19 protein-coding genes are annotated in these 20,068 nt (G+C 54.9%); 7 read left to right on the forward strand and 12 right to left on the reverse strand.

Going from position 1 to position 20,068, the window contains the following annotated elements; genetic code table 11:
- The first annotated feature begins 48 nt into the window (after positions 1–48).
- The 4 genes from IPM50_15040 (at position 49) to IPM50_15055 (ending at position 4,797) form a co-directional block, all read left to right on the forward strand.
- Positions 49–1,020: an SLBB domain-containing protein gene (locus IPM50_15040; GenBank protein QQS32941.1), complete on the forward strand. Its 972-nt coding sequence runs from the start codon at positions 49–51 to the stop codon at positions 1,018–1,020.
- Positions 1,021–1,043: 23 nt separating this feature from the next.
- Positions 1,044–1,250, forward strand: a complete 207-nt coding sequence (locus IPM50_15045; protein ID QQS32942.1) for a hypothetical protein — start codon at positions 1,044–1,046, stop codon at positions 1,248–1,250.
- A gap of 15 nt (positions 1,251–1,265) precedes the next feature.
- Positions 1,266–2,519 (forward strand): matrixin family metalloprotease, encoded by a 1,254-nt coding sequence (locus IPM50_15050; protein ID QQS32943.1) that lies wholly within the window; start codon positions 1,266–1,268, stop codon positions 2,517–2,519.
- A 385-nt stretch (positions 2,520–2,904) separates the two neighbouring features.
- On the forward strand, positions 2,905–4,797 hold the full coding sequence (locus IPM50_15055; GenBank protein ID QQS34545.1) for an amino acid transporter: 1,893 nt from the start codon (positions 2,905–2,907) through the stop codon (positions 4,795–4,797).
- 3 nt (positions 4,798–4,800) lie between these two features.
- On the opposite strand, the gene IPM50_15060 is transcribed toward IPM50_15055, so the two are convergent.
- Complete coding sequence (locus tag IPM50_15060; protein QQS34546.1) at positions 4,801–5,115, reverse strand: zinc-ribbon domain containing protein; 315 nt, start codon at positions 5,113–5,115, stop codon at positions 4,801–4,803.
- Positions 5,116–5,367: 252 nt separating this feature from the next.
- On the opposite strand from IPM50_15060, the gene purD reads away from it, so the two are divergent.
- Positions 5,368–6,639 (forward strand): phosphoribosylamine--glycine ligase, encoded by a 1,272-nt coding sequence (gene purD, locus IPM50_15065; protein QQS32944.1) that lies wholly within the window; start codon positions 5,368–5,370, stop codon positions 6,637–6,639.
- Between the two features lie 233 nt (positions 6,640–6,872).
- On the opposite strand, the gene IPM50_15070 is transcribed toward purD, so the two are convergent.
- The 10 genes from IPM50_15070 to pabB form a co-directional block, all read right to left on the reverse strand.
- Positions 6,873–7,439: a hypothetical protein gene (locus tag IPM50_15070; protein ID QQS32945.1), complete on the reverse strand. Its 567-nt coding sequence runs from the start codon at positions 7,437–7,439 to the stop codon at positions 6,873–6,875.
- On the reverse strand, positions 7,436–8,434 hold the full coding sequence (locus IPM50_15075) for a hypothetical protein (protein QQS32946.1): 999 nt from the start codon (positions 8,432–8,434) through the stop codon (positions 7,436–7,438). The genes IPM50_15070 and IPM50_15075 overlap by 4 nt, the downstream gene beginning before the upstream one ends.
- Positions 8,435–8,441: 7 nt before the next feature.
- Positions 8,442–9,635, reverse strand: coding sequence for a chorismate synthase (gene aroC, locus IPM50_15080; GenBank protein QQS32947.1), 1,194 nt, complete (start codon positions 9,633–9,635; stop codon positions 8,442–8,444).
- Between the two features lie 104 nt (positions 9,636–9,739).
- Complete coding sequence (locus IPM50_15085) at positions 9,740–10,669, reverse strand: EamA family transporter (protein QQS32948.1); 930 nt, start codon at positions 10,667–10,669, stop codon at positions 9,740–9,742.
- Positions 10,662–11,213 (reverse strand): 16S rRNA (guanine(966)-N(2))-methyltransferase RsmD, encoded by a 552-nt coding sequence (gene rsmD / locus IPM50_15090; GenBank protein QQS34547.1) that lies wholly within the window; start codon positions 11,211–11,213, stop codon positions 10,662–10,664. The genes IPM50_15085 and rsmD overlap by 8 nt, the downstream gene beginning before the upstream one ends.
- Positions 11,214–11,262: 49 nt before the next feature.
- Positions 11,263–13,506, reverse strand: a complete 2,244-nt coding sequence (gene recG / locus IPM50_15095; GenBank protein ID QQS32949.1) for an ATP-dependent DNA helicase RecG — start codon at positions 13,504–13,506, stop codon at positions 11,263–11,265.
- Between the two features lie 116 nt (positions 13,507–13,622).
- Positions 13,623–13,886, reverse strand: coding sequence for a 30S ribosomal protein S20 (gene rpsT / locus IPM50_15100; protein QQS32950.1), 264 nt, complete (start codon positions 13,884–13,886; stop codon positions 13,623–13,625).
- Positions 13,887–13,965: 79 nt separating this feature from the next.
- Positions 13,966–14,772 (reverse strand): DnaJ domain-containing protein, encoded by an 807-nt coding sequence (locus IPM50_15105; GenBank protein ID QQS32951.1) that lies wholly within the window; start codon positions 14,770–14,772, stop codon positions 13,966–13,968.
- 98 nt (positions 14,773–14,870) lie between these two features.
- The gene (locus IPM50_15110) at positions 14,871–15,341 is read right to left on the reverse strand and encodes a biopolymer transporter ExbD (protein QQS32952.1); all 471 of its coding nucleotides are present in this window, start codon (positions 15,339–15,341) and stop codon (positions 14,871–14,873) included.
- A gap of 1 nt (position 15,342) precedes the next feature.
- Positions 15,343–16,683 carry an aminodeoxychorismate synthase component I gene (gene pabB, locus IPM50_15115; protein QQS32953.1) on the reverse strand — a complete coding sequence of 447 codons (1,341 nt, stop codon included), beginning with the start codon at positions 16,681–16,683 and terminating at the stop codon, positions 15,343–15,345.
- A 48-nt stretch (positions 16,684–16,731) separates the two neighbouring features.
- Between pabB and IPM50_15120 the strand changes: the two genes are divergently transcribed.
- Together IPM50_15120 and IPM50_15125 are read left to right on the forward strand one after the other, a co-directional pair.
- The gene (locus IPM50_15120) at positions 16,732–18,201 is read left to right on the forward strand and encodes an amino acid permease (protein QQS32954.1); all 1,470 of its coding nucleotides are present in this window, start codon (positions 16,732–16,734) and stop codon (positions 18,199–18,201) included.
- A complete protein-coding gene (locus IPM50_15125; protein QQS32955.1) occupies positions 18,201–18,527 on the forward strand; it encodes a PilZ domain-containing protein in 327 nt (108 codons plus the stop codon). Before IPM50_15120 ends, IPM50_15125 begins: the two co-directional genes overlap by 1 nt.
- Here IPM50_15125 and IPM50_15130 read toward each other — a convergent pair.
- On the reverse strand, positions 18,524–20,017 hold the full coding sequence (locus IPM50_15130) for a UDP-N-acetylmuramoyl-L-alanyl-D-glutamate--2,6-diaminopimelate ligase (GenBank protein ID QQS32956.1): 1,494 nt from the start codon (positions 20,015–20,017) through the stop codon (positions 18,524–18,526). The genes IPM50_15125 and IPM50_15130 overlap by 4 nt on opposite strands.
- Positions 20,018–20,068: the final 51 nt, after the last annotated feature.

The following is a 20,068-nucleotide window of genomic DNA, read 5'->3' on the forward strand; positions in this document are numbered from 1 at the left end:
CCTTCTGCACAGCAAACCATTTCCGGCGAAAACTCACCTAAATCCTAAGTGTCCTTATTTTTGGTCCTAGTGTCATTCACTTGCCGCGGTCTGTTCGTGCTGGCTGCATTTGTTTCGACAGCAGCGATATTCGCCCACGGTCAAACATCCCGGCTCGACCGGATCCACATTGGAGACGTGATAGAGGTTGACCAGGTCGGGGGCACCGAGTTCGATTGGCGCGGCAGAGTAGGTGCTGACGGTTCGCTGATCGGCTTTGACACGTACGATGAGCCGATAATTGCGCTCTGCAAAACCGACATTGAGCTTGCGGCCGAAATTGAGGCCGGATTTCGCAAGATATTGAGAGAACCCAAATTCGCGGTAAGGATCATCGACAGATCGCAAAGGCCGACAGTGACCATAGAAGGAGCCGTCAAAACACCCTCAAGATTCAGGTTGATGCGTGAGGTTCAGCTGCGGGAACTTATTGCACTCGCCGGCGGGCTTTCGGACTCAGTTGCCGGGGACATAATCATCAACCGCCAGGCAGCCATCGCCTGTTCAGAAGGAGCCGTTGATCCCGGCAGAAGCGGTTTTGAGCAGATCAGAATAAGCCTTAGAGATCTTTTGGCAGGAAAGCCAGATGCCGATGTCGAGATCATGCTTGGCGATATTATTATCGTCGATAAGGCCGCCATCGTGTATATTATTGGAGGGGTTCGAACGCCCGGAACCGTCTATATCAGAGGGCAAGAAACACTACTGGCGGCAATAGAAAAGGCCGGCGGTTTTTCGAAAGATGCGGTTAAAGATCAGATCTCTGTATTTCGCCGCGGAGAGAGCGGAAGCGAGATCATCCAATGCGGGATCGGCAAAGATGCCTCGTGTGATCCGGAAAAAGCTGTAACAATGCCGTTTGACATTATTGAGATAGGAACTAAGGGGCGTCCGCAAAGACAATACGCACCGGTCTTTGCGGCAGTGGAACAAGCACTTAACGGTTCGAACAAGGAGCTTCCATTGCGTATAATCGAATAGTTTTATTTGGGAGAAGTATCTTTATGGCAACCAGAAAAAAAGGATTAAGCAGGCGAATGAAGGTCCTGCTTTCCGTTTTGGCAGTTTCGATCGTTATCGGCGTGATGATCGCCTATGACCAGATCTCGCCGCTTTACATTTTGACCAGTGTGGCTCTGATCGTGCTGTTGGTGGTCGTCGGTTTTTCGGATCTGGAAAAAGTAGGCCGAATGGACGACCAAGAAGTTTAATAATTGTCTGTTTCTATGCGCTTGACCGTTCTATTGTCGCTGCTGATGCTATCGACGTCTCTTGTTTACGGGAGTTCCGTCGGTGCGCTTTCCGGCGATGATGCCGGCGGCGTCAGGTGGAAAAATTCAACCGTTAGGATCGCGGTCTCTACTACGATCGACGATTCGGCACCCAATATAAAGAACGGCAGCCGCATACGTGAGGCCCTCTTTCGCAGCATTCTGCGTTGGGAAGCGGTCGCCGATGTGAGATTCACAACAGAATATGTCGAACGCGAAATTACGTCGACAAAGGGGAATGCCGGCGACGGCATAAGCCTAATAACGATGTCATCGCTGCCGGAGTTTGTTCAGCTATTCGGAAAGAGCGGCTCTCATGAGGCCGCGCGAACGCGTGTCTATTTCGACAAACGCGGAAATATTTACGAGGCGGACATTTTTTTGAATCCGTTCGCACTCTTTTCAACCGATGGTTCTTACGGCACGTTCGATTTGGAAAGCGTTTTCACGCATGAGTTAGGACATGTTCTCGGCCTTCGCCATAATCATGTCCCATCGTCAATGATGTTCGACGCTGTGTCTGAGAATGGGCCACTTGGGCCGCTCGCTCCGCCGCGACGCGATCTTCTTTCTGCAGACATTGCGGCTATCAGGTCGTTGTACGGAGCCATTTCTGAGGAAGGCGAGTGCTGTGCTGCCGCCTCTGGGCGACTGCTGTTTGCCGGCAAAGGGATGAAAGCAGGCGTATTTGCCGAAGATCCTGAAACTGGAAGGCTTATCGCGGTAACGGAATCTTCTACTGACGGAAAATTTGATATTGCTGGGCTCTCTGACGGAACTTACAACTTCTTTTGGCTGCGCGACGGAACATTTGGCTACATTGACGCCTACGTCAAACTGACAAGAACGAGCCGTACAATTATTGAAACTAAACGCGTCCGCAGCTTCGAACCGATCTATGTCCCGACCTTTATCGGCATCTACGGCATACTTTCCGAGTCGGCAGTTTCACTACGAAAGGGTGAACAGTATCGAGTCTTTTTCGGCGGTCAGGTTGCTGCAGTTGAGTCGATGACGCCGTTGGTGCGAGGGCCGTTCATCACAATAGATGCCTCAACAAAGCAGGTTGAAAATTATGGACGCGGATTATTTGTCACAAGTTTCATTTTGAAGGTTGATGCCGACGCTCCGTCGGGAGCCTATAGTGTGATGTTTGCATCTGAGGACGGAAGAACCGGCGTTTCATTAGGCGCGATCGACATCCGTTAGTACTGTTTTGTCGATTTGGAATAGTTGCCTTTTTTAGAGACGTGTGCATAATTAGGGGTGTTCACCTCCCGGTGAACATTAGTTGCCGCAGAAATGCGGCGGCTCAGGGGCGACGGTGTGGGAGACGTCGCCCTTGATATTTTTTAGGTTTTGGTGTCTGCTAAGGCATTGTCCGCATTTGCATTAAATATGACCTCGGTTGTCCGGTACATTCCTGCAACTTTTTGCCCTGCGGAGCATCTGCCCCGACAGGGTTTTTCTCTTCCCGATTATGAAACAAGGCATCGGAGAAAGGCTTAGAGGCTGGTTCTATTTTGGTGTGAACGAACCGGCAGGGCCGCACGAGCCCGAGGGCCGCCACAAAAAATATCCGTGGTGGAAAGTGATGTGCCTGACCGGCGTTGATTATTTTTCGACGCTTGGTTATCAGCCGGGAATTGCGTTCCTGGCTGCAGGTGTTCTTTCGCCGTTCGCGACATTGATACTCGTTCTGCTCACGCTCTTCGGTGCGTTGCCCATGTACAAACGCGTCGCTGAAGAGAGCCCGCACGGCGACGGATCGATCTCGATGCTCGAGAATCTGCTTTCGCGATGGAAGGGCAAGATGTTCGTCCTCGTGCTTCTGGGTTTCGTTGCGACGAGTTTCATAATTACCATCACGCTGTCCGCTGCCGATGCCACAGCCCACATCATCGAAAACCCTTACGTTGAGCATTATGCCAAGTTCCTTGATCACCGCGTCATCGTTACGCTGGTGCTGATCGCCGCTCTCGGTGCGGTTTTTCTTCGGGGTTTTAACGAAGCGATCGGCCTTGCGGTTTTCATCGTCGCGATATTTTTGACATTGAACACGATAACGATAGTCGTCGGGCTTCGCGAGATATTTTTTGTTCAGCCGGACGTTTATCTGAATTGGCAGCAGATGGTCTGGGGCAGCCCGACCGTGGAAGGCAGCGTGATGTGGCTCGTCCTTGCGTCGGTAATGGTCTTTCCGCGCCTTGCTCTGGGGCTTTCGGGCTTTGAGACGGGCGTTGTTGTGATGCCGCTGGTAAAGAGCGACAAGCCGCTGCCCGCCGAGAAAAAGGCGAAGATCATACAAACGACGTTCGCTGAGGTGGAGCCTGACGAAGAAGAGCGTGCATATCTGGAAGGCCGTATCCGAAACGGCAAAAAACTCCTCAGCGGTGCGGCGTTGATCATGAGCGTTATGCTTGTCGGCAGCAGCATCATCACTTCGATGCTGATCTCGCCGGAGAAGTTTCAGGTCGGCGGTGAGGCTTACGGCAGGGCTGTTTCGTACCTCGCTCACAAGATGCTCGGCGGCGGCTTCGGGACGGCGTATGACGTTTCGACGATCTTGATACTTTGGTTCGCAGGTGCGTCGGCGATGGCGGGTCTTCTGAATATCGTTCCGCGATATCTGCCGCGTTATGGAATGGCCCCTGATTGGGCTCGTGCGACGCGGCCGCTTGTACTCGTTTTTACGGCGATCTGTGCGGTCGTAACGATACTTTTTGATGCAGAAGTGAACGCTCAGGGCGGAGCGTATGCGACGGGTGTGCTCGCATTGATGACGTCGGCGTGTGTCGCGGTGATGTTGTCGCAGCGGCGAAAGAAAAAGGCGGCGTGGATCTTGTATTTGTTGATCACGGTGGTTTTCACCTACACGCTGATCGTGAACATCATTCAGCAGCCGAGCGGCCTGAAGATCGCGTCGTTCTTCATCTTCGCTATCATCGCGACGTCATTCATATCGCGGGCGTTGCGTTCGACGGAGATCCGCATCGACGAGATCGTGTTGGATGAGCAGGCAACGAAGTTCATCGCCGACGCCGCGGAAGAGGGCGAGATACGCATCGTTACAAATCGCCGAGAGACCGGCGACGCGACAGAATACCGCTACAAAGAGCATGAGAAACGCGTCGATAACCACATCCCGTCGTCAGACCCCATCCTGTTTTACGAGGTCGAGACCGGCGACGCGTCCGAGTTTCGCGGGCGGCTAATGATTCGTGGCGTTGATGTTGACGGTTACAGGATATTGCGCACTCAGGCTCCTGCTGTTCCGAATGCCATCGCGGGGTTCCTGTTGTATCTTCGTGATGAGACAAACAAGATACCGCACGTTTATTTCGGCTGGAGCGAAGGCAATCCGCTGATGTATTTGGCTCGATACATCCTTTTTGGCGAGGGCGACACCGCACCCGTAACGCGCGAGATATTACGGCAGGCGGAGCATGATCCCGAACTCCGTCCGAACGTTCACGTCGGCGGTTAATGGTCAGCTATTGTTTGAGGCTCCGGCGGCGAGGGCGTTCTTAGCGTCGTAGCACGGGCGGCAGTAAACGGGGCGTCCTTGCGACGGATAGAAGGGAACCGTCGTCTGCTTTCCGCAATCTTCACAACGAACGGGCATCGCGACAATGAATTTCTTCCCCGCGGCCTTTGCGGAGATTATCGCTTCCATTCGGTTGGTCTTTGCTTTTTTGCAGTCACGGCAGCGTTTCGGCGGGTTCCCGAGGTTCTTATCTGCGTAAAACGCTTGTTCGCCTGCGGTCCAGACGAATTCCACGCCGCATTCGATGCATTCGATCATCGTATCGGTAAAGTTCGAGTGTTCGGCGGGAGTTTCCGTGCTGATGATCTCGATATTGTTGCCTAGTTCTTCAGGCATCTTAGGACCGCTCTTTCGCCGCGGGTGGAGTGACGCTGTATAGTGGAAGAGAACTATTGAATTCGCCAAAGCGGCTATGAGCGTCGCGAAGAGCGTAAGTTAAGTCGAAGTTACATCTAACGCATTCGCGTGTCAAGAATAGGTAAACAGCCAACTGCAGATCGGTTTCAGAGTATGAATGTCCTAATTGTCGGATCAGGCGGCCGCGAACACGCGATCTGCCGAGCGTTTCGTAAAAGCGGCCGTGTCGAAAAAGTTTATTGCGCCAACGGCAACGCCGGCATCGCCGAGATCGCGGAATGCGTGGCGATAAAGCCCGACGACATCGCGGGGCTTGCGGCTTTTGCTGAAGAGAACAACGTCGATCTGACGTTCGTCGGCGGCGAGACGGCGTTGGCGGCCGGCATTGTCGATGAATTCGAGGCTCGAAGGCTGCGTATTTTCGGCCCGACGAAATCTGCCGCCGAGCTTGAGGCGAGCAAATCCTTTGCAAAACAGCATATGTCGCGTCACGGCGTGCCGACAGCAGCATATGCCGTCGCAAATTCGCCAGCCGAGGCCGTCGCGGTGCTTGAAAGCGGCAAATTCGGCGATGAAGCGACGCCTGTCGTCGTGAAAGCGGACGGTTTGGCGGCGGGAAAAGGCGTTGTCGTCGCGGCGGATCTTGCAGAGGCCATCGCGGCCGTCAACGAAATGGCTGCTCTTGTCGGGGCCGACGCTGCGGAGACGATAGTTTTGGAAGAATGCCTCGTCGGCAAGGAGGTTTCGCTGCTGATGTTCGCGTCGGGCGAGCAGTACGCTCTGATGCCGGCCGTTCGCGACCATAAACGCATCGGTGAAGGCAACACGGGGCCAAATACCGGCGGACTGGGCACGTTCACAGACGACTCGCTGTTGACTGCCGACGAGCTTGCAGAAATTGAGGCGGCGATCGTTGTTCCATCGTTAAAAGGCTCCGTCGCGGACGGCTATCCTTTTCGCGGAATTCTGTTCATCGGGCTGATGATGACGGCCGACGGGCCGCGTGTGCTGGAATACAACGTTCGATTCGGCGACCCCGAGACGCAGTCGGTGCTGGTCCGGCTGGAAACTGACATAGCAGATATCTGCGACGCGGTTCTCGACGGCACGATCGGTGATCTCGCAATAGAATGGCGTCAGGGAAGTTCGGCGTGCGTCGTCCTGGCGGCCGCAAATTATCCCGCAAAACCTATCGTCGGCGACACGATCTTCGGAATTAACGCCGCCGAGTCTCTCGACAACGTAACAGTCTTTCAAGCCGGCACCGCACGCAACACGGACGGCGAGTTGATCACCGCGGGCGGCCGCGTGCTGGGCGTTACGGCGGTCGGGAACAGTCTTGACGACGCTCTACGCGACGCCTACGCCGCCGTCGATCGCATTTCCTTCGCCGGAATGCAGTTCCGCCGCGACATCGGGCGATAATTTGGCCTCTGTTAGCCTCAAGTCGCCGTCAGTGAGCCTCAAGTCAGCGTCAGTGAGCCTCAATTCAGCGTCAGTGAGCCTCAATTCAGCGTCAGTGAGCCTCAATTCAGCGTCAGTGAGCCTCAATTCAGCGTCAGTGAGCCTCAATTCAGCGTCAGTGAGCCTCAAGTCGGCGTCAGTGAGCCTCAAGTCAGCGTCAGTGCGCCTCAAGTCAGCGTCAGTGCGCCTGAAGTTCAGATCTCTTTCTTTCGAAAATAGATAATTAGTGTCATCAGAGAATTCGTAGCGATCATCGCGACCGAATGCAGCGTTGTAGCGATATTGTACGCCTCCAGCGAGAGCAGGCTGAAAATGTGGCGTACGGCGTTGGCAGAAAAAAGCAATGGAGTTTCTGTTCCGGGGTTTTCCCACGTCTTTCTGATGGTCGGAACAAATGCGGCAAGGTCGATCCCTACAGCGAGGATGACGGCCGATGTCGGATCATCCGTCGTGACCCAGATCAAAATGCCCAATATCGCGACGGCAAGAAAAACGTGATCGATGAACTTGACGGAACGATAGCCCCACTTTAGGGCCAAAACGAGATTTGTGACAGTGAGGACCTCATTGATCAGCGTCGGTATTGCTCCAACTCCCGCACCGCCGGCATATTGGCCGCCCAAAACGATGCCGTTGACCACTGACCAGATGAACCAAGTGTATGCATGGGGCCTGACGCGGCCGCGAATGATATCGATGGAATAAGAGACGTTTGCGACAAGGACCAGGATAGCCGCGATGGTTGCGAACGAGAGCTTCATCTTGTGCTGCCTCCGACGGCGGCAGCTTTCGACGTAAATTCCGCGGCCTCAGTTCGGAAGCCGGACCGGCGGGCGAATTCGGCCAGTCCTTCGTATCGATTTGCCGCGTCGAGCGAGTTTGCCCATAGAATTTTAGCCGTGCATTCGGGGCAGGCGTCGATCGGGCGTCGGTCGGTTTCGGCGAGGTGGTTCGTGCCGCTCATCACGCATTCGTATTTCGTGCAGTGGCGTATCGAGAACATATGCCCTGTCTCGTGGACAGCAATTTTCATGGTTCTAAGGAAAAAGACGTCGTCTTTCGTTCGTTCGGCGAGCCTGTAAAGCGACCAAACGCCCACTCGCTGCGAAAACGACGCCTGGCCGAAGACGAAATTCATCGTTTCGTCGGGGAAAAGGTCCGCGGCCGTGAATGCGATCAACGCCGCCGCATCCGAAGGCAGCGACGGCACCAGGATCTCCTGCAGAATGTAGCTTGTTTTGTACTGTTTGCGGTTGAGAAGCTTGTTCTGCCGAAAGCTGTCGCTCTGTGTCGGCAGTTTTTTCGGCGGCAGACGCTTTACCGGCAGTCCGTAAAACACCGCAAGATGATCCGCCGCCAGATCGACGGCCTTTTTGTGCCGTGGCGTAGATTCACCCAGCGGCAGAATATACAGCGTCCGGCGTTCCGCGGTCGGCCGCGTCGGATCACTTTGCAGATACTCTTCAAACGTTTGCCCCGGCTCTTTGTGTGCGCCCAACCAATCGTAAGACGCGGGCTTGCCCATCGGCGAAAAGAACCGCTCGAGTCTCGGCATCATCGCCCGAAGCTCGTCCGCCTTTTCATCTTTCGGCGGTGCGGCCGTATTCGCAGCATTTTCGCCCGATTTCGAACAAGCCGCCGCGAAAAGACATGTGATAACGATGAGCCACGAATGCCGGAATGATTGCCAGAGAAGACTTCCAACGAAGTCTCGGCGATCTTTGCGGCCTCTGCGTTTAGAAATTGCTGTAAACACGAGATGCTCAATATTCGTCGAGCTGAGCGAGATAGGCGTCGTAATTCCTCCGCATCTCGTCGATGGAATCGCCGCCGAATTTACGCCGCATCTCGTCCGCCAGCACGACCGCCGTCATCGCTTCCGCGATCACGCCCGCTGCCGGCACGGCTGTTATGTCCGAACGCTCGAATGCGGCCTCGGACGGCTCCTTTGATTTGATATCGACTGACGCGAGCGGCTTTCGCAGCGTGGATATAGGCTTCATATAACCGCGGAGGCGGATCTCCTCGCCGTTTGTTATTCCTCCCTCAATGCCGCCGGCACGGTTGGTGTTTCTTGTGAAAGATTTAGTCAAACCACCCGCTACCGCAGGTGGCTCTGACAAGAAGATCTCATCGTGTGCCTCGGAACCGCGGCGGCCGGAGTTTGCAACGCCTTCGCCGATCTCTACAGCTTTCACGGCCTGAACGCTCATCAACGCACGAGCGAGGCGGCCGTCGAGCTTTTTTTCCCAAGAGGTGTGCGAACCGAGGCCCGCAGGCACGCCGCAGACCGCGACCTCGAAAACGCCGCCCAGCGTGTCGCCGTCGGCCTTCGCTTCGTCTATCAGACGTTTCATTTCCAATTCGCTTGTAGCGTCGGCACAACGAAGCGGTGAGTCGTCGGGAATCGCGGTGATCTCCTCCCACGGCCGCCAGAGCGGAACTGCCTGCACGCTGCCGAGCTTGATCACGTGGCTGAGGATCTCGATGCCGAACGCTGCGAGAAGCTGTTTCGCGACGGCTCCGGCGGCGACACGGGCAGCCGTCTCGCGCGCGGACGCACGTTCTAGAATATCGCGGAGGTCAAGGGCACCAAATTTCTGCCCGCCGGCCAGATCGGCGTGACCGGGCCGCGGCCGCGTAACGACGCGGGGATTCGCCGGCTCGTTCTCCGGTGGCTCAACATTCATAACGTCCTGCCAATGCACGAAATCGCGATTCTCTATCATGAGAGCGATCGGCGACCCGATGGAACTGCCGTGACGCACGCCGGACAATATCTCGACGGTGTCGGATTCGATCTTCATGCGTCCGCCGCGGCCGTAACCGTGTTGGCGGCGTCTCAACTCGTTGTTGATGACGGCCTTGTCGATCGCGAGGCCATATGGAACGCCTTCGACAATGGCGATGAGTGCCTTGCCGTGAGATTCGCCGGCGGTGGTGAATTTGAACTGCACAAAAAGATTTTAACGCAGAGACGCAGAGACGCGGAGAGGAAAAGGGAAAAAGTGGTCGGTGGGCAGTGAGCAGTGAGCAGAAGACACCTAGAGCCTTTTACTTATCACTCATCACTTGATCCCTCTGTGTCCTCTGTAGTGAACGACTTTTCTTTCCGTCTGAAAATTATCAGACCGACGGCGCCGACGATGAGCAGGCCGCCGATGCCTGTTTGCGGCGGCAGAGTTTCGCCGAGCACCGCCCATCCGATCACGACCGCGAGCAGCGGCGTGACGAGCGATATCATCATCGCTTTTGTAGATTCGATACGGCTGAGCATCCAATAATAGAGCCAGAACGCCGTGACCGTGCCCAAAATGCTCAGGTACAGCACGCAGATGACCGCACGCCGCGTCCAATTGTGCGACACGGGCGAGCCTTCGACCGCGAAGCTGTAGATCAACACCGGCGGAAGACCGCAGATCATTTGGCTGAAAACAAGCGACGCAGGGTGAATGCCCGCACCGCGAGCTTTGACGAGTATGGAGCCCTGTGCCGCAGCATATGAGCCGACGACTATCGCTGCACATCCCGCGAACGCCATCCAATTCTCAACGCGAAGCTGATCGCGGAAGATCACGCCTACACCGATGATTCCGATCACGACCGCAATTGCCTTCTGAAAGGTCAGCTTTTCACTGGGCAGAAAAATCCGTGCGAGCACGAGCCCGAACACGGTTATCATCGCCTGCAGCACGGCGGCGAGGCCCGACGTGATATATTGCTCGCCCCAAAAGACAAGGCTGTAGTTGACCGAAAACTGCAGAACGCCTGTGATCGCGATGAGCTTCCAGTGTTCACGCGTTCGCGGCAGCGGAATGGAGTAGAAGCGAATAAGTGCGAACAGAACGAGGCCCGAAACTATGAACCGCGACGATGCAAAGGCGAGCGGCGGCAGGTCTTCGAGGCCGATCTTGATGAAGATCCACGTCGTGCTCCAAATGACGGCCAGCACCACCCACACGAAAACAATGAGGCCGCGGCGTTCAGGCATTTTCGTAAAATGAGAGCGTCGTTTCGCCTTGTTTCAAGAGCCGCCAGCGGCGCAAATTTCCGATAGTCTCTCGCATCGGCGTTTTAGTATGATGCTCTACGATGACGACTCCGCCTTCGAGCAATAGTTCCGGCCGGCCGCCGAATTCCAGCATTACGGGCATATAGTCGCTGTCATACGGCGGATCGAAATAGACGATATCCCAGCCGAGCGGATGTTCGCGGCCGGCGAAATTCTCAGCCGAAAAACCGACGACCTCAGTTTGCGATTCGGGAACGGCAAGTTTGTCTAAATTCTCCTCGATCAGAGCACACGAACGCTTTGATCGATCGACGAATGTTACAAAACCAACGCCGCGTGAAATGGCCTCGATCCCAACGGCGCCCGTTCCCGCACACAGGTCGAGGAAGCGCGTCTCGTCGTCTATCAGCGGTGCGATGATATTGAAAAGCGTCTCGCGAAGACGATCGGACGTTGGGCGGATCTTGTTGTCAGCCGGAGTTTTGAGGATACGTCCGCCATATTTTCCGCCGATCACACGCATCGCGTTTGAGTCTATTACATCGGGCCACACGTGGGCAAAAGGAAGCCTTTCAACCGATCTTACCAAGCCGAAACTGCGAGCTTGTCGTGGCATAGCGGATCATCTGTTTCGTCTCGTTGGAATGCCGGCGTTTTGTGAGATATTCTCCGGCGATACTGCGGGCGACGAGCAAAATATCCATGTCACGGACGAGATTTGCGACCTTGAACGTTTCCAAGCCCGACTGCCGGGTGCCCAGAATTTCGCCCTGGCCGCGTATTTCCAGATCCTTTTCCGCTATCTTGAAACCGTCGGAAGTTTCTTCCATGATGCCCAGCCGCTCACGGGCAACTGCGGTCTTTTTGTCGCTCGTCATCAGAACGCAATAGCTTTGATCCGAGCCGCGTCCGACGCGTCCGCGTAGCTGATGAAGTTGCGAAAGGCCGAAGCGTTCGGCGTGTTCAATGACCATCAGCGAGGCATTAGCCACATCAACGCCGACCTCGATAACGGTTGTCGAAACAAGGATGTCGAGTTCACCCGAAACGAACGCCGACATCACCTTTTCCTTTTCCGCCGGCTTCATCTTGCCGTGAACCAGCCCGACGCGGCGATGCGGGAAGATCTTGTCACGCAATTCTTCAAACGTAGCCACCGCCGCCTTCAGATCGACCTTTTCCGATTCCTCGACCAAAGGGCAGACGACATAAGATTGACGGCCGTGCTTGAGTTCGCGTTCGATGCCTTTGTATACGCCGCGGCGTTGGTCCTCGCCGACGACAACCGTTTTTATCGGCGTTCGACCGGGCGGCATTTCGTCAATGATCGAAACGTCGAGGTCGCCGTAAACCGTCATTGCGAGCGATCGCGGGATCGGCGTCGCGGTCATCACCAAGATGTCAGTGTTCGGGCCGAGAGCCTTTAATGCGGCACGCTGCAATACGCCAAAACGATGTTGTTCGTCGATCACGGCGATGCCGAGGCGGTCAAACTTAACGGCGTCGGATATAAGTGCATGCGTGCCGATGACGAGGTCGGCATCGCCCGCAGCGACGGCTTCGCGGAGTTTCTTTTTCGCGGCGGAACGAACGCTTCCGGTCAGAAGCTCAATTCGAAAGTCGAGGCCGTTGAGGAGTTTCTGCGCATTACGAAAATGCTGTTCGGCAAGAATTTCTGTCGGAGCCATCAGCGCGGCCTGATAGCCGTTCTCGACGACAGCCAGCATTGCGAGAAATGCGACGATGGTCTTGCCGCTGCCGACGTCGCCCTGCACGAGGCGGTTCATCGGCTTGTCGCTTTTCAGATCAGCAAATATCTCGCCGATGACGCGTTTCTGTCCGGCGGTGAGGCGAAAGGGAAGTATGCGTTTCAGATCGCTGCGGATCGAATCTGTGATCTCGATCGTCGCGGCTTTCGGTTCGCGGAGTCGTTCGCCGCGCAGCAACTGCATCGAAAATGAAAGCCAGAAGAATTCGTCAAAGATCAGCCGTTCGTGAGCAGGCGAACGCATCTGTTCGTATTCGTCCAGCTTGGCGTCAGCCGGAGGAAAGTGTATGTCGCGAACAGCATCCGACGCCGCTATGAGTTTCGCCCGACTGCGAATATCGGCAGGCAAAGGGTCGGCAGTTTCATCGAACGACGAAATAACGGAGTGCATTATTTCACGAATGCGTTTTGTCTGAAACGTCCCGAGTTTGCGATAGACAGGAACTCGGCCCGTATGGACCGAAGCGAGCGACGGATCGGAAATGTTGTCGTCTGTTTCGTCGGCCGGTATCACTTCAGCCTCGTCAGGCGAAGGAAGAATTTCCAGTTCATCCGGTTTTTGTATCATCAAGACGACCCCACTCGATCCGGCTTCCCATTTGCCGTGTGCGACGAAATGCGTTCCGCGTTTGAATCGTGCTGTCTGCCAATCGATGATGTGCGGAGCCTGCTTGCCGGAGATGAACCATTTGATCTTGACCGGGCGATAGCGGCCGTCGGCGTCGCCTGCTATGACCTCAAAAAGATAAAGCGGCGGTTTTCGCGGGTCGCGATTCTTGCCGACGCGTATGGCTCCGGCGTTGCGTACATAAAGCTCTGCGGCGGCTGTCATTCCCGGACGCAGCTGATCGAGAGGCAGAAAATTCGAGCGGTCCTCGTATCGCATCGGCAGGTAGCCGAGCAGGTCGCCGACCGTGACGTCCTCCGGCTCGGCTTTGCCGGCAGTCTTTTTCAATGCGGCGGCAAGTTTCCACGCCGCCGCGGCAGAAATGCCCGCAACACCGAGGCGGGAAAGTTCGACAACCTTGTTGTCCAGCGTCAAGCCCATGTGTTGAGTCGCATTTTCTCACACGTAGGACGCATATGTCCTGTACGCAGGCAAAAGAAAAACGAGCCGGCACAAGCCGGCTCGTTTCCCTGATCTGTGTGGGGCGACGCGAAGATCTACGCCATTTCGTTGACGTGTTTGGTCAGACGCGATTTGTATCGGGCAGCAGTATTTTTGTGCAGCACACCTTTGTTGACCGCCTTGTCGATCAATGCGACCGTCGGGTTGAGCAATTCCACGCTCGCGGACTTATCGTGGCTCGCGATGGTCGAGCGAAGCTTCTTGATGGCCGTTCGCAAACGGCTGCGGTTGCTTCGATTGATGAGGTTGCGTTTTTCGTTCTGCCGAACGCGTTTTTCTGCTGACTTATGATTCGCCATAAATAACTATCGGCTTTTCGATATGCGAAAAGCAAAACCTAAATTTTAATGTTGGCGAAGAGTGATGTCAAGGCAAGACTCACTCTTGGAATTTGAGTGCGAGCGAGTGCATGACGTCGACGAAAAGAGCAAGTATCGGCGGATAGAAGAGCAACTCGGCGTCAGCATTCGTTCCGAACATCTGAGGAAAAGAATTAGCTGCCGCGCCGACCTGCGATCCGATAACCAAGCCCGCAGCCAGTGAACCGAGAGTAAGAAAGATCAATACTGTACCGACCGCCAACCGCGAATAACGCCGTTCTTCCGTCAGATCGTCCTCTAACAGCGATTCATGTATCTGTTCGCTTGTAACGGTATAGCGCTCGATGCCGTCCTTTAGCCGACTGAAGAGCTTTATAAGGGCGACGATGAACAAGGTAACAATGACCAATTTCCCGATCACTCCGGATTCGGTAAACAGCCGCGGCTTGAGCAGCGTTGTCAAAAAGCAGGCGATAAAGAACGCAGCGAGCGGAAAGACCGCCTTTTGAAAGGCAACGGCCTCGCGCCTCTCTTCTTCCAGCAGACGGTCGATGATCTCGCCGTAACGCTTTTCCGCCACCATTTGCCGCCAGCGGGCAACAATAGGGTTTGCTGCCTCGAAACCGTTCCCGTCGCCGTTTGCGGCAGCAGTGATTTCTGCCAGCTGCCGATCGTATCTAGCACGCTCTCGCGGTTTTCCAAGCACCTCGTAGGCTTCGGCAATGGCGGCAAACCTGACCGCTGTATCTTCGCTGCCATGCTCACTGTCAGGATGCAGGCGGCGGGCGAGACGGCGATAGGCCGATTTTATCTCGGCGTTGGACGCCTTCGGGGAAACTTTGAGGATCTCGTAATAATTGACCATGCGGCCTTGCAACGACGGGCAGGAGCCGGCAGGGAAACTGAAACAACCTGCCGTCGCACGGGATTATAGCACAGACCCTGAGGCTGGCCTTCAAATGCTTAGTCCAGATGATCGATCTGCAGAGCGATCGGCGATGCACCGGAGAGCTTGACCGCATCGATAACTTTCGCGACTTTTCCGTATTCTGCTGTTCGAGGTGCTCGTATGAAGACGGCATATTCGGCCTGAAGCCGCTTTCTTTCTTCAACAACGGCTTTCAGGCGATATATCAACGCCGTCTGGTCCTGTGCGTTGCCGAGACCGCGTTCGCCGTTCAGCGAAATGGAATCTCCGTGGTCAAGCGAGACGACTAGCGTATGCGGGTGAGGCTTTACGTCGGGCGAGATATTCTTCGGCTCAGCCGGAATATTTGCTTTGAAAGCGGTCGGTTTCATCGGTGCCGCGACCATAAAGATGATCAGCATCACGAGCAGAACGTCGATCAGCGGCGTTACGTTGATATTCGGCTTTGTCATTAGGGTGCCCTCCTTGATGTTGGTATAGACACCGCAAACGCCGAATTGTTCCATGTTAGGTAAGTTTTCCGTTGATGGCGTCGAGTAACGCGGTCGCTTTTACCAGCGTTTCATCGTATTCCGCCGCCGGATCGCTATCAATGGTGATACCGCCGCCAACGTTGAATTCTGCGTGACGCCCGTGTACTGTCATCGTCCGTATCGCTACGCTCAGGTCAAGTCTTTCGCCGACGCCGAAACTCTCAGGAATGTAGTATCCGATCGCTCCCATCGAAAGACCGCGAGGACCGCGTTCGATCCGATCAATGATCCTCATTGTGCTGATCTTTGGAGCGCCGGTTATAGAGCCGCACGGGAAAACGGCTCGCAAGATGTCCGAGATGGAGACGCCGTCTCGGAGATCACCTGCGATGGTCGAAACAAGATTGAAATAGGTCGGATGTTCCTCGATCTCGCAAAGACGTTCGACGCGGACGCTGCCAAATTCGCAGATCCGGCCGATGTCGTTGCGAAGAAGGTCGACTATCATCGTATTTTCAGCGCGGTCTTTTTCGCTGCTCAGGAGTTCGCTTTTTAGCCTCTCATCCTCATGCGGCGTTGTGCCTCGCGGACGAGTGCCTTTAATGGGTGATGTTCGAATAGTACGTTTTCCGTTCTTGTCGCTGGAGACCTTAAAAAACCGCTCGGGCGACGCCGAGATGACAGTTGAATCTTTTCGACGCATGAATGCCGAAAAAGGCGCAGGGTGATGCTTTCTCAATCGCTGAAAGACCTCTTCCGGCGTCAGCGCGTCGGGAAGTTCTGCGATCAGCTTTTGCGTCAGATTTGTTTGGTAAGTGACGCCGTCGCGGATGCGTTCCCGGATCTCTTCAACGGCTGCAAGGTATTCCGCTCGAGAAAAGTCCGAACGCACCGATATTTCGGGCTCTGTAGGATTGTTGGCGCAATTTGTAGGATCTTCGTTGTAATTCACTGACGGCGAAGTCGTGTTGCTACCGATCACAACTCCCCTTTTCGTTTCATGATCGAACTTTAGGAGCCGTCTAAACTCAGCCATGAACACCAACGGTTCCAACGAAGCATGCCTGCTTTGAATTCCAAGCAATTTAGGCCCGAGGTCATATGAGATAGTGAAAAAGACCGCCTTGCCGCCGGAAACCGCCGCTTCTATTGCGTGCAAGCATGCGTTTGCGTCCGCGTGTGCGGGAACTTCGGTGATACGCACTGGCTCAATGCCCGCCAGCAGCAGTCGAGAATCACCGTGCCGGGAGCTGCAACTGTCCAGAATGCAGACCGGCTCATCAGCGGAGCGATTCAAAATAGAGCTCACGACCAGGTCCGGATCTTTAAGTTCGTGCGTCACGCCAGTGAGTTTAGCATGCCGGCGAGTTTCCATTGAGCGGTGATTTCGCGTAATATGTTCGCGTTTCGTTAGATACAAAAAATGACCAGCGACAACAGTGAAACCAGACACCTGATCCGCGGATTGGGATTGATCGCAGCAGTTTCCGTAATTATCGGGAACGTCATAGGCACCGGAGTCTTCCTAAAGGCTCGCGTGATGACCTGCAACGTCGGCGACCCTAATTGGGTGATCGCGGCGTGGATAGCGGCCGGTCTACTATCACTAGCTGGAGCTCTGACCTATGCCGAATTGACCGCAATGAAGCCGCAAGCGGGCGGGCCTTATGTTTTCATGCGCGACGCATTCGGCAAGATCTGGAGTTTCCTGTTCGGGTGGACGCAGCTGCTGATCATAAGAACGGGCTCGCAGGCAGCAGTTGCTGTGGTTTTTGCTATAGCTTTGAACGACTATCTGGGCGGCGGCCTGAGGCATGTTCTGATCGAAACGACCATCTTCGGCCTGCCATGGACGGTGACCTCGCTAGAGCTCGTCGCGATCATGGTGATCGCGATCTTTACGACGCTCAACTGTTTGTCGGTGTCGGTTAGCGGCTACATAGCAACCGTGCTTACGGGCGTAAAGATCGGCTTGGTAATTTTCGTCGGTTTGGGTACTTTCCTTTGGGTGACGGGCGGAAGTTTTGATCACTTCACAATGAGCAGCGCAGGCGGTGCCTGCGAGGGGGTGGCGGACAGCGTGAAATTCGGCTCGGCAGAATACACATTTTTCGCGGGTTTTGCGGCGGCGATGCTTGGTGCGTTATGGGGATATGATGGCTGGGATAACCTTTCATTCGTTGCAGGCGAAGTAAAGAATCCCGGAAGGAATCTGCCGATCGCGATCATCGGCAGCGTGCTTTTGATCATCGTGTTGTATGTCATTGCGCAGGTTGCATATTTCTATGTCCTTGACCCTGTAGCCGTCGCCTCGGTTTCTGAAACAGGCTCTGTCGGCATGGCGGTTGTGAGCCGCTTTTTCGGCGGCGATCCGCTAACATTTGCGACAGGCGTCGCTGTCGCGATCTTCACGATGGGACTGATGCTCTCGTCGCTTGGAACTCTTCATACTTCGATCCTCAGTAACTCGCGTATCCCGTACGCCATGGCCGAGGACGGTGTGATGTTCAAGTTGTTCTCGAAACTTTCGGTCAATGGCGTTCCGGTGAATGCGGTCATTTTCCAAGGTATTTGGGCCACCGTGCTTGCTCTTTCGGGCTCATTCGATACGCTTACCGACTACGTGATATTCGCCTCGTGGATCTTCTACGCGATGATCACGATGTCGATATTTGTTTTTCGAAAGCGAGAGCCGAACACTGAGCGTCCCTACAAAGCATGGGGTTATCCTGTTGTTCCGGTGATATTCCTTTTGGTTACGGGCTGGCTGCTCGTGAATACGTTGATGACCTCGCCCACGCAGTCAATGATCGGGATCGGATTCATACTACTTGGTTTGCCGGTTTATTTCTTCCTTACGGCAGGGAACAAAAAGGACGAAAAAGCGGAATAATGCAGGACCGACGCAGGGGAACTGAAAGACGAGAAGTTCAGCGGGTCGAGATAGATCTCGACGTTGAATGGGAAACCAGCGCCGGACGGCGGTCTGGGAGCCTGAGCGATATCAGCGAAAAAGGATGCTTCGTGCTTAGTTCCGGCGATGTGACCGACGGCGAGCCCGTGCGGCTTTATCTGCCTCTTGCCGACGGCATGAAAGTAGAATTCAGCGGCATCGTTGCAAATCACGTTGTCGAGATCGGATTTGCGGTGCGATTTGACGCTTTGAATTCTGCTCAGATCGAACTAATGCGTTCTTTGATGGGAAAGGTCGGAGGCTAGTCCGCAAGCTCAACTATCGCCTCGGCTGCTATCTCGCGATCGTCGAAATGAAACTTGTCATTTCCGATTATTTGATAGGTTTCATGGCCTTTGCCGGCGATAATTACGACATCGTCAAGACCCGCAATTGAGACCGCCTTGCGAATTGCTTCGCGGCGGTCTGATATCACTTCGCATTCCGTTCCGACGGGCTCCACGCCCTTTTCAATTTCGCGAATGATGGCCATTGGGTCCTCATTTCGCGGATTGTCGGACGTAATTATCACGAGGTCACTGTTCTCTGCGGCCGCCTTGCCCATCGGAATGCGTTTTGTCCTGTCCCTGTCTCCGCCGCATCCGAAAACGGTTATCACCTTTCCTTTTGTCAGCGGGCGGGCAGTTTGCAGAGTATTCAGCAGGGCGTCGTCCGTATGTGCATAATCGACGACCACTGCCAAACCGCGGTCATTTGGAACCCGTTCGAAACGTCCCGGCGCTCCGACGCACTTGCCTAATCCTACGGCGACCGTGTCCAGTCCGTAACCGAGTTCAAGCGCGGCCGCAGTAGCGGCGAGCATATTGTAAACATGAGGTTTTCCGACGAGCGGCGACGATACATTGATGTCGCCCAACGGCGTTTTCAATATGAATGACGTGCCGCTTGCAAGCGAGACCTCGATATTCTCTGCGGTCAGATCGGCGGAGCAGTTTTGCGAGAAAGCAACTACCTTCTGTCCATTGGAGCGCAGGTCATCCGCCAACTTCGTACCCCATACGTCATCTATATTGATGATGCTCACCGGAGGCGGCGTCCCGAGCCTGCCGTCGAAAAGCTCCTTCTTCGCATCGAAATAATTCTCCATGGTTCCGTGATAGTCCAGATGATCGCGGGTGAGGTTAGTAAAGATCGCTACGCGGAACTGCAAATGATCGCAGCGTCTCAGATGTATCGCCTGCGACGACGCTTCCATAACCGCCATTCCGCAACCCGAATCGACAGCACGACGCAAAAACTTGTTCGTGTCGGAAGCCTCCGGCGTTGTGCGGACAGCCGGCTCACTTGAGTCGCCGATGCGGTATTCGACAGTGGTCAGCATCGCCGGCTTGACGCCTGCGGCTTCCGCCAAAGCAAAACAGAGGTATGTTGTCGTGGTCTTGCCGTTCGTGCCGGTGATCCCGATCAGGTCGATCTGCGAAGATGGTTCCCCATAAGTGACCGAGGCTCCCTTAGCCAAAGCCCGCCGTGCGTCAGCGACCTTCAGCCACGCCCCGGAAAAGCCGTCCGGCGGATCAAATTCCGATATCACGCCTGCCGCTCCGCGACGCATCACGTCGTCGATAAAGCGATGTCCATCTGTCGTTTCGCCTTTGATCGCGACGAATAACGTCCCGTCTTTCGCCTGCCGAGAATCGTGCGTGATGTCCGTTACGGCCGTTTCGCCGTTACCGCTAAGTTCGCCGTTCAATTCCAGCGACACCTCAGAAACTGTGATATTTTGAATATTCGACACAATTGGTTCGTAAAACTGCGATTGAATTATACGACACGCCCGATTTTTTCA

This window comes from Acidobacteriota bacterium (genome assembly GCA_016700075.1).
Lineage (GTDB): Bacteria > Acidobacteriota > Blastocatellia > Pyrinomonadales > Pyrinomonadaceae > OLB17.